Source organism: Massilia sp. HP4 (assembly GCF_005222695.1).
Taxonomy (GTDB): Bacteria; Pseudomonadota; Gammaproteobacteria; order Burkholderiales; family Burkholderiaceae_D; genus Telluria.
The window spans coordinates 448,441-461,404 of record NZ_STGG01000041.1 but is presented as its reverse complement, the minus strand read 5'-3'; the positions used below and the strand labels follow the sequence as shown (position 1 = coordinate 461,404).

Below are 12,964 nucleotides of genomic sequence, written 5' to 3'. Positions count from 1 at the left end.
TAATCCATTAGAAAAAGGAGTATGCATTTGAATAAGCTCATCCTGACCGGCGCCATGGCCGCCATGCTGACCGCCGCGCTCCCTGCCGCGGCCCGCGATACCGTGCACTTCCTGCCGATCGAGGCAGCCCTGGACGCCAACGATGCGCGCAACCGTCTCGGCGACAACATCAAGTTCTATTTCGGCGACCAGAAAACGCCAGCCATCGGCTCGCGTCTCGGCTCGGACAAGACCAGCCAGAAAACGAATTCCTTCGGCAAGGATGCCGTCACCGCCTGCAACTGGGCCTTCTTGTCCGCAATGTTGCGCCTGCAGGCAAGGGCCCAGGAGCTGGGTGCGAATGCGGTGATCAATATCGTCAGCAACTACAAGAATATCGAGCGTTCAAGCACGACCGAGTTCGAATGCCATGACGGCGCCATCATGACCGGCGTCGCTCTCAAGGCCGACTTCGTGAAGACGAAATAAGGTCCGTGGGCAGTCTGCCGTCGCCCGTTGCCACGGTGGTGTGGCTGCTGGATAGCCATGACGTCGCACCCGATGCCCTGGCATCGTATGCAGCCTGGCTCGGGCCGTCCGAGCGTGCCCGCTGCGCGCGTTTCGTGAGGGCCGAACGGCGCCGCCAGTTCGTGCTCGGCCGCGCGCTGCTGCGGGTGGCGCTGGGCAGGCTGCTGCAGCGCCAGCCGGATACCATCGTGCTGGACGAGCGCCCGGGGCAGGCCCCGGTGCTGGTGGGAGAGCCGGATGCAGGTTTCAGCATCTCGCACAGCGGGCGCTGGGTTGCTTGCGCAGCGGGGAGGGGCATGCGACTTGGGTTGGACATCGAGCGGCTCGATATGGCGCGCGATGTGATGGCGCTGGCGGGGCAGGCCTTCGGCGCGGCAGAGGTGGCGGTCTTGCAAGCCCTGGACCCGCAGGCGCGCCGCACTGCTTTCTACCGTATGTGGTGCGCCCACGAAGCACGTTTCAAGCTGGGGTGTCCCAGTGCGATCGAGTATCCGCTGGAGACTTGCGAGCTGCTTGGCGTGCTCGCCGTTTCCAGCCCGCTGGCGCAGGCGCCGGATTTGACTCCGGTGCGCCTGCGCGGATTGTAGAGCGGCCGGTGGCCCTGACGTATCAGTCGACGCCGAAGTCGAAATAGCTGTTTGCGGCCTGTGTGAAGAATCCAGAGGTACGCATTTCACCCGTGTACAAGACCAGCGCATATTCTCCCTGAGCCATCGGAGTAACTGGCGTGATTTTATGCAGGACGAATCCCTCGCGCGCAGCAGACTGATCTGCCAATGGTTCGGTGGTAATCGGCACGACACGGCTCTTGTTGATGCCGCTCGAATAACTCATATAACCGCCGCCGGTCATGACTTCACGGGTTCCATTTTTACGGACGGCGAAATTGGCGAGCGTCAGGTAATTGTTTGCCTGCGCATTGCGCGGTACCGAAACAATAAATTCCGGATTGCCGGCGATGCGGCGCTGTGCCTTTTCCCCGCTGAGTGTCGCATACGTCGCCATGCCGCCAAACCCGAGTGCGCGGGCGGCGGTGCGGGTTTGGGGAATAATATATTGCAGGGTACTCGATTGACCGTCGAGGACGAGCGTGATTTCTTCGGGATTGTAGGAGGACGAAGACGAGGCCTTGGCATTGGTCGTGGGCGAGGCCTTCTGGCCCGGCGTACCGGCTGCGAGAATGGCCTTGAGGATGTTTGGCGTGGCGCCTTTTGCCTTCAGGGCGATCAGTGCATTGGCCGAGGTATCGAACTTGCCGTTCCCCGATTCGATGGCCTGTAATACCACTTCTTCCGGCATTCCTGCACCGAGCAATTTAATGACATCAGCATTGCCGATTTGCGCGGCCAGTGCGGCTTGGGCAAAAAACGCTGTCGATAAAACTGCCGCCAGCAGGCGACTGATCTTTTTCATGAGGACATCCCGATCTTTGTGATTATTTGGTCACGAAAGTGTATCAGGGAGTATTGTCTGCGGGCAAGTTTATAAGCTGCAGCGGTTCACGCATAAACAACAGGGATATTATCGTCGACCGCGTTCACCCAGCAATCGTCGCGATTATGCGTAATGGGTCGAATGGAAATGGTAGTCGCGACGCTGCCTATCGCGCGACCCCGATCAATTTGTGCACCAATTCCACCGACGTCGACGCCGCGAATTTGCGCATCAAACTGGCCCGATGCATCTCCACCGTGCGCGGACTGAGGTCGGTCTCGCGCGCAATCACCTTGCTGGTCTTTCCCTCAACCAACAACGCCGCGATTTCGCGTTCGCGCGGCGTCAGCTCGGCCGTGACCGGACGCTTCTCGCTCACGTCCTCGAAGGTCCACACGCCGGCGCCGAGCGGCTCCAGCGGATCGAGCGCGCGCCCGGTCACGTGGCACCAGAACAGCTCGCCATTGGCGCGGCGCATGATGCGCTCATCCGAATAGCGTCCCTTGGCGTTCATGATGGGAATGATGCGATCTCCCGTGCGCAGGAACTCGTCCATCGTTGGATAGAGGACGCTGAACGACTGCCCCTGCAATTGCCCCTCAGCATAGCCGAACATCGCAGCCAGGGCCCCATTGCAGGTCTGGATCACGCGGTCGACCGACACGCACATGCCGACCGGCGCGTGCTGGAAGATCATCTCGTAATCGATGGCGCAAGGCAGGTTCATCTGAGGTAGATCGACAGCTGTGTTCATTCGCGGTGGTAAGTGTGGAAGATGGCCGTAGTTCTACGGTATTGTGCTTCGGTGTCGCCTATTCTATGCTGAGAGTCTACTCAGTAGTACAGAAGAGCTTTGGCTTAACCTATAAAAGGGACGGGTATGAATAAAGTTTATCCTGACGCGCGCTCGGCTCTGGCCGGCATCGTCCAAGACGGCCAGACCATTGCCGTGGGGGGCTTCGGCCTGTGCGGCATTCCAGAGGCCCTGATCGCCGCGCTGCGCGATTCCGGCACCAGGGAACTGACCGCCATTTCCAACAACGCCGGCGTCGACGGCTTCGGCCTCGGCCAGCTGCTGGAAACGCGCCAGATCAAGAAGATGATTTCGTCCTATGTGGGCGAGAACAAGGAATTCGCGCGCCAGTTCCTGGCCGGCGAACTCGAGCTCGAGTTCACGCCGCAGGGCACCCTGGCCGAGAAGCTGCGCGCCGGCGGCGCCGGCATCCCGGCCTTCTTCACCAAGACCGGCTACGGCACCATCGTGGCTGAGGGTAAAGAAACCCGCGAATTCAACGGCGAGCACTATGTGATGGAACACGCGCTGTTCCCCGATGTGTCGCTGGTCAAGGCCTATATGGCAGACCGCGCCGGCAACCTCGTGTTCCGCAAGACCGCGCGCAACTTCAATCCGAACGTCGCCATGGCAGGCAAGGTCTGCATCGTGGAAGTCGAAAAACTGGTCGAGATCGGCGAGATCGATCCCGATCACGTGCACCTGCCGAGCATCTTCGTGCACCGCATCGTCCACAATCCGACGCCCGAGAAGCGCATCGAACAGCGCACCGTGCGCACCTGACCCAACGAATTCGGAGACAAGAACATGGCATGGACTCGTGATGAAATGGCCGCGCGCGCGGCCCTGGAGCTGCAGGACGGCTTCTATGTGAACCTGGGCATTGGGTTACCGACCCTGGTCGCCAACTATGTACCCAAGGATATCGAGGTCTTCCTGCAGTCCGAGAACGGCCTGCTCGGCATCGGCCCGTTCCCGCTTGATGCTGAGGTCGACGCCGACCTGATCAACGCCGGCAAGCAGACCGTGACGGCGCTGCCGGGTTCCGCCTACTTCAGCTCGGCCGATTCCTTCGGCATGATCCGCGGCGGCAAGATTAACCTGGCGATCCTGGGCGCGATGCAGGTGTCGGAACACGGCGACCTGGCCAACTGGATGATCCCGGGCAAGATGGTGAAGGGCATGGGCGGCGCGATGGACCTCGTCGCCGGCGTCAAGCGCGTGGTGGTCGTGATGGAACACGTCGCCACCGCCAAGGACGGCAGTACCAGCCACAAGATCCTGAAAAAATGCGACCTGCCGCTGACCGGCGTGGGCGTGGTCGATCGCATCATCACCGACCTCGGTGTGATCGACCTGACCGATACCGGCCTCAAGGTCATCGAACTGGCGCCGGGCGTGAGCCGTGACGAGATCGTGGCGGCAACCGGCTGCGAGCTGGACGTGTCCGCGGTCTGAAAGACGCCTCCGCTCGTAAAAAGGCGCTGGGATTCTGTTCAGAATCGCAGCGCCTTTTTCATATCGGGAACGACGATCGTGGCGGCGTCAAGTCGCCTCGATCTTCCAGGTGTGATCCGACTCGGTCCATTGCTCCTTCGGCGCGCCGTTCACGGTGCCCGGCTGGAACCTGCACTTCGCAAGTGCCGCGCGCGCGGTTTCATCCAGCGTGGCGTTGCCGCTGGTCTTGCGCACGACCGCTTCGCGCACCGTGCCATCCGCTTTCACCAGGAAGGCGAGCTTGACCGTGCCTTCGACCTTGGCGGCCAGGGCGCTTTCGGGATAGACCGGCTGGCGACAGGATTTGACGTTCATGACCGGGGACGTGGTGTCGTTGTCGGGCATGTCGGCGAACGGATTCACCGGCGCCGTTTGCGCGCAGCCGGCGAGCAGCGCGAGCGCAAGTATCGGCAGGGCGGCTTTCCAGTGCGGTGCACGGTGGCCGGGGAGTGGGGTGTTGCGTGACATTCCTTCTCCTTCGTTGGCCGCCTTGATCGGAAAGTGGTGGCGGCAGGGCATCCGGGCTGCCGGGCGTCCCCGGCGGCTCGTTCATCCCATTAGTGTAACTGCCAGACGTAGGATACCTTGGTCCATGCCTGGACCGGCTTGCCGTTGGCGAGCGCCGGCTTGAAGCTGCACGTCACCAGCACGCTGCGCGCCGCCTCGTCCAGCCCCGGATGGCCGCTGGACTTGGTGACCTTGTTTTCCTTGATCTTGCCATCGGCGCCGACCAGGAAGCCCAGGTCGACGGTGCCCTGGTGACGGGCTTTGAGGTCGGCTTCCGGATACTTGGGTCGCGGGCAGCTCTTGAAATCGACCAGTGCCTCCTGGTCGACTTCCTGCGCCGTCGCCCGTGCCGGCTGGGCATTGGCGAAGACGGCGGTGCAGAAGACGGCCAGGCCGATGACCGGGACGGCTGCTTTCCAGCTCGGGGCTTGCGTATCGGGACGAATCAATCGTTTGATGCGGTGCATGAGATTTCCTCCGTTGGCCGCTTGGGCCAGGTGGTGGGTTGAGAACTGGAGTTTGTCCAGTTCGGAAAGGGCCAGGGCCAGGCGCCGCGGTTCGCCTAGCTGCCTTGCCGCGATATCGTCGGCAATGTGTTCGCGTTCGGCGCGGATGCGCCCCGACATCCACCACACCGCCGGATGATAGAAGAGCAGCGTCTCGACCACGTTCTGGGCCAGGTTGACCAGGTAGTCGTGACGCCGGATGTGCGCCACTTCGTGCGCCAGCAGCGCCTCCAGCAGGTGGGCCGGCATGCCGGTCACCAGGGATGCCGGCACCAGCACCACCGGCCGCCACCAGCCGGCGGTCACCGGGCTGGCCAATCCTGCGACCAGCCGCAGGCGCACCGGCCGCTTGACACCGCACTGCGCGGCCAGCCGGTCGAGCCGGGCCTGCCAGGCGGCGTTGCCGGTCTGGCTCGCCGCGGCGCGCTGTATCCACGCCAGGCCCAGGGCCATGCGCAGCGCCAGCGCCAGCGCGCAGGCGGCCCAGCACGCCACGATCCAGATGATGTGTTCGCGCATCAGGGCGTCCCAGAACAGGCCTTGCGCCAGGATCGGGTCCGCGGCCGCTGCGCCGAAGACGGCGCCAGGCTGGCTGCTGCCGGCATCCTGCAGGCGCAGCACCAGGCCAGCCGCCGGCAGCGCCAGGCACAGGAACAGTCCGGTGCAGGCCACGGTGTAGCGGTGTTCGGCGCGCGCCTTGCGCAAGACGAACAGGGCAAGGGCCACGGCGCAGCCGATCAATGCGCCTTGCCAGAGAAAGTGGATCAGGGTCCAGCCGATGCTGGCGACGAGATGGGTGCTATTCATTCCTTGTCTCCGCCTTTCAGCAACTGCTCGATCTCCTCCCTTTCCTTCTTCGAGATACCGCTCTTGAGCGCGGCCAGCACCAGCGCCTTGGCCGAGCCGGAAAAGGCGCGCTGCACCAGGTCTTGCAGCAGATTGGTCTGCAGGGCGTCGCGTGCGTGCAGCGGGGCGTAGACGTGCGAGCGTTCGCTTTCGTCGCGGCTGAGCAGGCCCTTGCCGTGCATGACCTGCATCAGGCGCAGTACGGTGGCATAGGTGACGTCGGGACGTTGCGGCAGCATCGCCTCGTGCACCTGCTTGGCGGTGGCCGCGCCGAGCGGCCAGAGTACCTGCAACAGGTCGAGTTCGGCGGGCGTGGGCTTGGGGGCGTCGGGTGTGCGCGGCATTGCAGGACCTCGTTTGTTCGATGTGAATCTAGATTAGCTTGTCTAGATTGAGATGTCTACATTAATTCGTGCATGCATGCGGCGTGCATGAAATGCGTGTCTGCGTCAGGTCAGTCGGGCGCCAGGATCACGAAAGCGCCGCCGGTAGTCGAGCGGCGACACGCCCAGCCGGCGCGTGAAGGCGCGGCGCAGGGTACTGGTGTCGCCGAAGCCGCTGCGCGCGGCGATACGCTTGAGCGGGACCTCGCTGTCCTCGAGCAGGCGGCGCGCGGCATCCACACGCGCCAGGTCGACGAAGTCCCCCGGCGTCTGCGCCGTTTCCTGCTTGAAGATGCGGGCGAAGTGACGGGTGCTCATGCCGGCCTCGCGCGCCAGTTGCTCGATCGTCAGGGCCTGGTCGAGATGGTCCAGTACCCACGACTGGATGCCCCGGATCGCATCCTTTTCAGCGCTCTGGGCCGCCAGGTGGGTGCTGAACTGCGACTGGCCCCCGGGCCGCTTGAGGAACATGACGAACTCGCGCGCCACGCGCATGGCGATGTCGCGCCCGAAGTCTTCCTCGACCAGGGCGAGCGCCAGGTCCATGCCGGCGGTGATGCCGGCCGAGGTGTAGACGGCGCCGTCGCGCACATAGATGCGGTCGGGCTCGACGGCGATGCCGGGAAATCCGTGGGCCAGCCTGGCCGAGCAATTCCAGTGAGTGGTGGCGCGCTTGCCGTCCAGGATGCCCGCATGGGCGAGCAGGAAGGCGCCCGAGCAGACCGAACCGATGCGGCGCACCTGGCCGGCTTGCGCGCGCAGCCAGTCCAGCAACGCGGGCGCCACGTGCGGATCGATGTCCGGCCCGCCCGCCACCAGCAGCGTATCGATTCCCGGCGCTACGCTGTCGAAGGTCGCGTCGGGTACGAAGCGCATGCCGTTCGAGGCCCGGATCGGGCCGGCTACGGTGCCCAGCACCTCGATCCGGCAGGCGGAGGGCAGGCCGGACTGGCGCATCGCTTCGCTGAAGACGTCGGCCGGGCCGGCCACGTCGAGCATCTGTACTCCCGGGAAGGCGAGGATCGCAATTCTATTCATCGCTGCGGTATCCCTTGCAAGGTCGTGGATTCATCCACCCAGCAGTGTGCCATTGAACAGGATGTGCAGGGTGCGCACCGTGAGCACGGCGATCGCGATCGTCAGCAAGGCCAGCATGGCGACGGCGATCGCGCTGACGAAGGCGACCTGCACCGCTGCCAAATAGACCAGCGCGGCACTGGCCAGCGCGGCGAGCGGAAAGCTGATGGCCCACCAGCCGGTGCTGAACGGTACCGAAGGTCGGAACACGCGCACTGCCGTCACGGCGAAGATGAACAGCGCGAAGTAGAAAAGGAGTCCGGCGAAGCGGTCGACGCCGTTGAAGCTGGCATAGGCCAGGAAGCCCACTGCGAACGGCGCCACCAGCACCATCAGCGAGGGCGTCGCCGCCAGCGGAAGTGGCGCGCGCAGCACCAGGCGCGCCACGATCAGCGTGTAGAACAGCAACGCCACCACGGCGCCGATGGCGGCGCCGGCCAGGTTGACCTCGTGCGCCCAGGGCATCGGCAAGGTGGCGCCGGTCACGGCGATGTCGAGGGTGGCGACGCCGGGGATCAGCCATGGTGGCGCCACGTCCGCGTCCACGACATTGCCTTTCAGGACGCGGGCCACGACGATATAGCCGATCGCGAAGGTCAGCACGGCGCCGACGGTCCACAGCAGTTGTTGCAGCGGCGCGCTGTAGCGGCCGGCAATGCTGGATACCAGCAGGGTGGCGATTGCGATCGAGCCGAAGAAATTGCCAGAAACGGGATGGCGGAATTCGGCCAGCACCGCGTCGGGATGGCGCGCGGCCTTGCACAGGTAGCCGGCCAGCAGCGCGACGAAGACGGCCAGGGCCAGGATGCCGGATGCCTGGGCCACGAGGGCCCCGGCGCCGAACACCTTGTGTGCGGCTTGCCAGGCCATCGACAGGCCGGCGATGCCCATGATGGATGCGAACAGGTTGACGGGGAGGTGCCGGATCGATGTCGATGTCGGAAGCGCCGCGCTGGCGCCGGCTGGCTGGTGCATGATGATTCCTCGGTTGTGATGGTGGGTGCCATCATTATCGGCAGGGTGTGTCCTGGCCGGAAGTGCGTCGAGGAGGCGATCTCGGCCAACAATGGCCCAGTTTGCGCCACGTGTAGCGGTGGCAGCGCCAAAAAAAAGCCGCGTCCCTTGGGACGCGGCTTCGTGGCGGGCGGACAGCGGAGTTACGCCGCTTCGCGCACCGCCTTCATGCTGTTCTGGTCTTCCACATGCACACGGCCGTTCAGGACATCGTCCATGCGCGCCGTATCCAATTCCTTTTCCCACTTCGACACCACGACCGTCGCCACGCCGTTGCCGATGAAGTTGGTCAGCGCGCGCGCTTCGCTCATGAAGCGGTCGATGCCGAGGATCAGCGCCATGCCGGCCACCGGGATGGTCGGCACCACGGCCAGGGTCGCGGCCAGGGTGATGAAGCCGGCGCCGGTGATGCCCGATGCGCCTTTCGAGGTCAGCATCGCCACCAGCAGGATGGTCAGTTCCTGGGTCAGGGTCAGGTCGGTATTGGTCGCTTGCGCCACGAACAGGGCCGCCATCGTCATGTAGATATTGGTGCCGTCCAGGTTGAACGAGTAGCCGGTCGGGACCACCAGGCCAACCACTGGCTTCGAGCAGCCCAGTTTTTCGAGTTTACGCATCAGGTTCGGCAGGGCGCTTTCCGACGACGAGGTGCCCAGCACGATCAGCAGTTCTTCCTTGATGTACTTGATGAACTTGAAGATCGAGAATCCGGTGAACTTGGCGATGATGCCCAGCACGATGAACACGAACAGCGCGCAGGTCAGGTAGAACGAACCCATCAGCTTGGCCAGCGGCAGCAGCGAGGCGATGCCGTATTTGCCGATGGTGAAGGCCATCGCGCCGAAGGCGCCGAGCGGGGCGACTTTCATGACGATATTGACGATGCCGAAGATGACGTGCGAGATGTCGTCGATGAACTTGGTGACCGGACGGCCACGCTCTCCCATCATCGACAGCGCGAAGCCGAACAGGATCGCCACCAGCAGGACTTGCAGGATGTTACCGGTTGCAAACGCATCCACGAATGTGGTCGGGATGATGTGCATGATGAATTCGGTCGTCGTCTGGGCGTGCGCATTGGTGGTGTACTGCGCGATCGAGCTCGAGTCCAGGTGGGCCGGGTCGACGTTGAAGCCGGCGCCTGGCTTGGCGACGTTGGCGACGATCAGGCCGATGGCCAGGGCGAAGGTCGACACCACTTCGAAATAGATCAGCGCCTTGCCGCCGACGCGGCCGATCTTCTTCATGTCCTGCATCCCGGCGATGCCGGCAACGACGGTACAGAAGATCACGGGGGCGATGATCATCTTGATCAGCTTGATGAAGCCGTCTCCCAAAGGCTTCATCGCGGTGCCCAGTTCGGGGTAGAACACCCCCAGCATCACGCCAAGAACGATGGCGATCAGCACCTGGACATACAGTACTTTATAAAATGGCTTCTTCATGGCAACTCTTCAACGAGGTTGGTGGTTGTTCCATGTTGGAGCAATCGTTCCATGCGGGCTATTGTGGAAATCCGCATGCTGCACTGCATCAGAGCGTGCTGGAAATCCACGCACCTTGCCGGTGCACGAGCGGCAAGGGGGCAATGGCGAAAGCGTCATGCCACCTATGGCAAAGGCCAGCGTTAGCGCGATGCCGCCATGGCCGCGCGGCGCCAGGCGCCCGGACCCACGCCATGGCTGCGCTTGAACACGCGGTTGAAGGCGGCTTCGGATCGATAGCCGACCGCCTCGCCGATCGCCGCCACCGAGCGCGTATCGCGCGCCAGCCAATGCGCGGCCTGGGCCATGCGCAACTGCACCATGGCGGCGAGCGGCGTCGTCCCCGCCAGTTGGCGGAACAAGCGCGCAAAGGTGGCGCGCGACATGAAACAGGCCGCCGCCAGTTCCTCGACCAGCCAGGGCCGCTCGGGCTGGGCCAGCATCGCGCGCAGCGCGGGCCCCAGGCGGCGGTCGGCCAGCACCGCCAGCAGGCCGGGCGTGGTCGGATTGCCGTCGAGCCAGGCCCGCAGCAGCAGGGTGAACAGTGCGCCGGACAGCTGCGCCACCACGGCCGCGGCGCCGGGCCGCGCGCTGTCGGCTTCGCTGCGCAGCATCGTCACCAGCGCCAGCAGGCCCGCGAAATCGGGGCGCGACGTGGCGCGCACCACGATCGTCTCGGGCAGCGCGGGCTGCAATACGCGGCGCGCGCCGTCGTCGAACACGAACTGGCCGCACAGGATGCCGGTCGGCGCACCCGCACCGTCATTGGCGACCCAGCGCAGCGGCGCGGGGCCGGGCACGTCCACCAGGGGCTGGGCTTGTTCCGGCGGCCCCGCATGCAGCCGGTGCGCGCCGCCTTGCGGAAAGACCACGATGTCACCCGCCTGCAGCCCGATGCGTTCGCCGGTGGGCGTGTCGACTGCGGCTTCGCCCTCGACGATCAGGTGATAGGGCGCCACGCCGGCCGTGGCGGCCGATTGCTCGAGCACCCACGGCGCGGCCAGCGCGCAGCGGATGTCGAGCGAGGTGCGCAGGGTGAACAGCGACAGCAGGCGGCTGAGCGCGTCGATGCCATGTGCGCCGTCGCTGCTGTCGCCGGCGGCCACGCCGGGCTTATTGCGCAGCCCAGCCTCCGTCTATATTCCAGGCCACGCCGCGCACCTGGTCGGCCGCCGGGCTGCAGAAGAACACGGCCAGTGCGCCCAGTTCTTCGGGCGTGACGAATTCGCCGGACGGCTGTTTTTCAAGCAGCAGCGCCTTGCGGGCGGCGTCGTTGTCGAGCCCATCGCGCGCGGCGCGGTCGTCGACCTGCTTTTGCACCAGTGGGGTCAGCACGAACCCCGGGCAGATCGCATTGGCCGTCACCCCGGTCTGCGCGGCTTCGAGCGCGGTCACCTTGGTCAAGCCGATCAGGCCGTGCTTGGCGGCGACATAGGCCGATTTCTGTACCGAGCCCACCAGGCCGTGCACCGAGGCCAGGTTGATGATGCGGCCCCAGTTTTTCTGCTTCATGCCGGGCAGCGCCAGGCGCGTGGTGTGGAAGGCCGAACTCAGGTTGATGGCGATGATGGCGTCCCATTTTTCGGTGGGGAAGTCCTCGACCGGGGCCACGAACTGGATGCCGGCATTGTTGACCAGGACGTCGACGCCGCCGAACTTGTCCTGGGCGTACTGCATCATGGCCGCGATCTCGTCGGGCCTGGACATGTCGGCATTGTGGTAGGCCGTCTGCACGCCGAATTCGGCGCCGATGTCGGTGTACAGCTTCTCGATCTGCTGGGCGTCGCCGAAGCCGTTGAACACGATATTGGCGCCCTGTTCGGCCAGCGAACGGGCGATTCCGAGCCCGATGCCCGAGGTCGAACCGGTGACGAGAGCCGTTTTACCGCTTAGCATATTGGATTTCATTGTGTCCTCTATATGAAGGTGATCGGGGGAACTTCCTCAGAATTGGTAGAATTCTAATCTCAATGCGATTGTCATGGTGGTGGCCGTTGGCCGCCGACCATATTCCCACGACGGAGTCACGATGTCTGAACCCAGATTAAACAGCGTCCAGTGCAGCTCGCCGGCCGGGCTGCACCGCGTCGCCTACAAGGAATGGGGCGACGCGGACAACCCGAAGGTGCTGGTTTGCGTGCATGGCGTCACCCGCGTCGGCGACGATTTCGACCACCTGGCGCGCGCCCTGTGCCACGACTATCGCGTGGTGTGTCCGGACATCGTGGGGCGCGGCCGCTCCGGCCGCCTGCGCGACCCGGCCTATTACACGGTGCCGCAGTACGTGGCCGATATGGTGACCCTGGTGGCGCGCGTCACTGCGCGCGCCGATAACGAAGACGTGGCCTGGTTCGGCACCTCGATGGGCGGCCTGATCGGCATGGCGCTGGCCTCGCTCGAGGACAGTCCGGTCAAGAAGCTGGTGCTCAACGATATCGGCCCGGTGCTCGATGGCGCGGCGCTGCAGCGCATCGGCGACTACATCGGCCAGGACGTGCGCTTCCCGAGTTTCGCCGCGGGCGCCGACTTCGTGAAGGCGGTGTCGGCATCGTTCGGGCCGCACTCGGACGACGAATGGCGCAAGCTGGCCGCCGACGTCCTGCGCCAGGGCGGCGATGGCCAGTGGGAGCGCCACTACGACCTGAACCTGGCGCAGCCGTTCCGGGCCATCACCCCGGAACGCGCCGCCCAGGACGAGGCCGCACTGTGGGCGGCCTGGGATGCCATCCGCTGCCCGACCTTGCTGGTGCGCGGCGAGCATTCCGACCTGCTGTCGCGCGAGACCGCGCAGCAGATGACGCAGCGCGGACCGCGTCCGCGCCTGGTCGAGATTGCCGGGGTGGGCCATGCGCCGACCTTCGTGCACGACGACCAGATCGCGATCGCGCGCACATTTTTAATCGGCTGAACCCCATG

The 12,964-nt window shown here is 64.6% G+C and carries 15 protein-coding genes; 5 read left to right on the top strand and 10 right to left on the bottom strand.

The window, feature by feature from the left end; all coding sequences use genetic code 11:
- Nucleotides 1–27: 27 nt before the first annotated feature.
- Nucleotides 28–468, top strand: coding sequence for an excinuclease ATPase subunit (locus E8M83_RS16015; RefSeq protein ID WP_373995053.1), 441 nt, complete (start codon nucleotides 28–30; stop codon nucleotides 466–468).
- A 5-nt stretch (nucleotides 469–473) separates the two neighbouring features.
- Nucleotides 474–1,094, top strand: a complete 621-nt coding sequence (locus tag E8M83_RS16010) for a 4'-phosphopantetheinyl transferase superfamily protein (protein WP_137174312.1) — start codon at nucleotides 474–476, stop codon at nucleotides 1,092–1,094.
- Nucleotides 1,095–1,116: 22 nt separating this feature from the next.
- Here the strand turns inward: E8M83_RS16010 and E8M83_RS16005 are convergent, their stop codons facing one another.
- Nucleotides 1,117–1,920 (bottom strand): hypothetical protein, encoded by an 804-nt coding sequence (locus E8M83_RS16005; protein WP_137174311.1) that lies wholly within the window; start codon nucleotides 1,918–1,920, stop codon nucleotides 1,117–1,119.
- 187 nt (nucleotides 1,921–2,107) lie between these two features.
- Nucleotides 2,108–2,668 carry a PAS and helix-turn-helix domain-containing protein gene (locus E8M83_RS16000; protein ID WP_137174383.1) on the bottom strand — a complete coding sequence of 187 codons (561 nt, stop codon included), beginning with the start codon at nucleotides 2,666–2,668 and terminating at the stop codon, nucleotides 2,108–2,110.
- A gap of 153 nt (nucleotides 2,669–2,821) precedes the next feature.
- On the opposite strand from E8M83_RS16000, the gene E8M83_RS15995 reads away from it, so the two are divergent.
- A complete protein-coding gene (locus tag E8M83_RS15995; RefSeq protein WP_137174310.1) occupies nucleotides 2,822–3,517 on the top strand; it encodes a CoA transferase subunit A in 696 nt (231 codons plus the stop codon).
- 24 nt (nucleotides 3,518–3,541) lie between these two features.
- Nucleotides 3,542–4,192 carry a 3-oxoacid CoA-transferase subunit B gene (locus tag E8M83_RS15990; RefSeq protein WP_137174309.1) on the top strand — a complete coding sequence of 217 codons (651 nt, stop codon included), beginning with the start codon at nucleotides 3,542–3,544 and terminating at the stop codon, nucleotides 4,190–4,192.
- A gap of 87 nt (nucleotides 4,193–4,279) precedes the next feature.
- On the opposite strand, the gene E8M83_RS15985 is transcribed toward E8M83_RS15990, so the two are convergent.
- The 8 genes from E8M83_RS15985 to E8M83_RS15950 all read right to left on the bottom strand — a co-directional run bounded on the left by E8M83_RS15985 (nucleotide 4,280) and on the right by E8M83_RS15950 (nucleotide 11,956).
- Nucleotides 4,280–4,699: an energy transducer TonB gene (locus tag E8M83_RS15985; RefSeq protein WP_170976832.1), complete on the bottom strand. Its 420-nt coding sequence runs from the start codon at nucleotides 4,697–4,699 to the stop codon at nucleotides 4,280–4,282.
- 89 nt (nucleotides 4,700–4,788) lie between these two features.
- A complete protein-coding gene (locus E8M83_RS15980; RefSeq protein ID WP_137174307.1) occupies nucleotides 4,789–6,051 on the bottom strand; it encodes a M56 family metallopeptidase in 1,263 nt (420 codons plus the stop codon).
- Nucleotides 6,048–6,434, bottom strand: a complete 387-nt coding sequence (locus E8M83_RS15975; RefSeq protein WP_137174306.1) for a BlaI/MecI/CopY family transcriptional regulator — start codon at nucleotides 6,432–6,434, stop codon at nucleotides 6,048–6,050. The genes E8M83_RS15980 and E8M83_RS15975 overlap by 4 nt, the downstream gene beginning before the upstream one ends.
- 105 nt (nucleotides 6,435–6,539) lie before the next feature.
- Nucleotides 6,540–7,511: a GlxA family transcriptional regulator gene (locus tag E8M83_RS15970; RefSeq protein WP_137174305.1), complete on the bottom strand. Its 972-nt coding sequence runs from the start codon at nucleotides 7,509–7,511 to the stop codon at nucleotides 6,540–6,542.
- A 30-nt stretch (nucleotides 7,512–7,541) separates the two neighbouring features.
- Nucleotides 7,542–8,525 (bottom strand): SLAC1 anion channel family protein, encoded by a 984-nt coding sequence (locus E8M83_RS15965; RefSeq protein WP_137174304.1) that lies wholly within the window; start codon nucleotides 8,523–8,525, stop codon nucleotides 7,542–7,544.
- 182 nt (nucleotides 8,526–8,707) lie between these two features.
- Entirely contained in the window at nucleotides 8,708–10,009 is a 1,302-nt protein-coding gene (locus E8M83_RS15960) for a dicarboxylate/amino acid:cation symporter (protein ID WP_137174303.1), read from the bottom strand.
- Between the two features lie 182 nt (nucleotides 10,010–10,191).
- Nucleotides 10,192–11,154 carry an AraC family transcriptional regulator gene (locus E8M83_RS15955; RefSeq protein WP_170976831.1) on the bottom strand — a complete coding sequence of 321 codons (963 nt, stop codon included), beginning with the start codon at nucleotides 11,152–11,154 and terminating at the stop codon, nucleotides 10,192–10,194.
- Nucleotides 11,155–11,161: 7 nt separating this feature from the next.
- The gene (locus E8M83_RS15950) at nucleotides 11,162–11,956 is read right to left on the bottom strand and encodes a 3-hydroxybutyrate dehydrogenase (RefSeq protein ID WP_137174301.1); all 795 of its coding nucleotides are present in this window, start codon (nucleotides 11,954–11,956) and stop codon (nucleotides 11,162–11,164) included.
- A 121-nt stretch (nucleotides 11,957–12,077) separates the two neighbouring features.
- Here E8M83_RS15950 and E8M83_RS15945 point away from each other — a divergent pair, with 121 nt between their 5' ends.
- The gene (locus tag E8M83_RS15945) at nucleotides 12,078–12,956 is read left to right on the top strand and encodes an alpha/beta fold hydrolase (protein ID WP_137174300.1); all 879 of its coding nucleotides are present in this window, start codon (nucleotides 12,078–12,080) and stop codon (nucleotides 12,954–12,956) included.
- The last annotated feature ends 8 nt before the right edge of the window (nucleotides 12,957–12,964 follow it).

Coding starts and splice junctions, on each gene's coding strand:
- E8M83_RS15990 (WP_137174309.1), top strand. CDS start 3,542: ATGGCATGGACTCGTGATGAAATGGCCGCGCGCGCGGCCCTGGAGCTG.
- E8M83_RS15975 (WP_137174306.1), bottom strand. CDS start 6,434: ATGCCGCGCACACCCGACGCCCCCAAGCCCACGCCCGCCGAACTCGAC.
- E8M83_RS15965 (WP_137174304.1), bottom strand. CDS start 8,525: ATGCACCAGCCAGCCGGCGCCAGCGCGGCGCTTCCGACATCGACATCG.
- E8M83_RS16000 (WP_137174383.1), bottom strand. CDS start 2,668: ATGAACCTGCCTTGCGCCATCGATTACGAGATGATCTTCCAGCACGCG.
- E8M83_RS15950 (WP_137174301.1), bottom strand. CDS start 11,956: ATGAAATCCAATATGCTAAGCGGTAAAACGGCTCTCGTCACCGGTTCG.
- E8M83_RS15995 (WP_137174310.1), top strand. CDS start 2,822: ATGAATAAAGTTTATCCTGACGCGCGCTCGGCTCTGGCCGGCATCGTC.
- E8M83_RS15980 (WP_137174307.1), bottom strand. CDS start 6,051: ATGAATAGCACCCATCTCGTCGCCAGCATCGGCTGGACCCTGATCCAC.
- E8M83_RS16005 (WP_137174311.1), bottom strand. CDS start 1,920: ATGAAAAAGATCAGTCGCCTGCTGGCGGCAGTTTTATCGACAGCGTTT.
- E8M83_RS15985 (WP_170976832.1), bottom strand. CDS start 4,699: ATGTCACGCAACACCCCACTCCCCGGCCACCGTGCACCGCACTGGAAA.
- E8M83_RS15945 (WP_137174300.1), top strand. CDS start 12,078: ATGTCTGAACCCAGATTAAACAGCGTCCAGTGCAGCTCGCCGGCCGGG.
- E8M83_RS15970 (WP_137174305.1), bottom strand. CDS start 7,511: ATGAATAGAATTGCGATCCTCGCCTTCCCGGGAGTACAGATGCTCGAC.
- E8M83_RS15960 (WP_137174303.1), bottom strand. CDS start 10,009: ATGAAGAAGCCATTTTATAAAGTACTGTATGTCCAGGTGCTGATCGCC.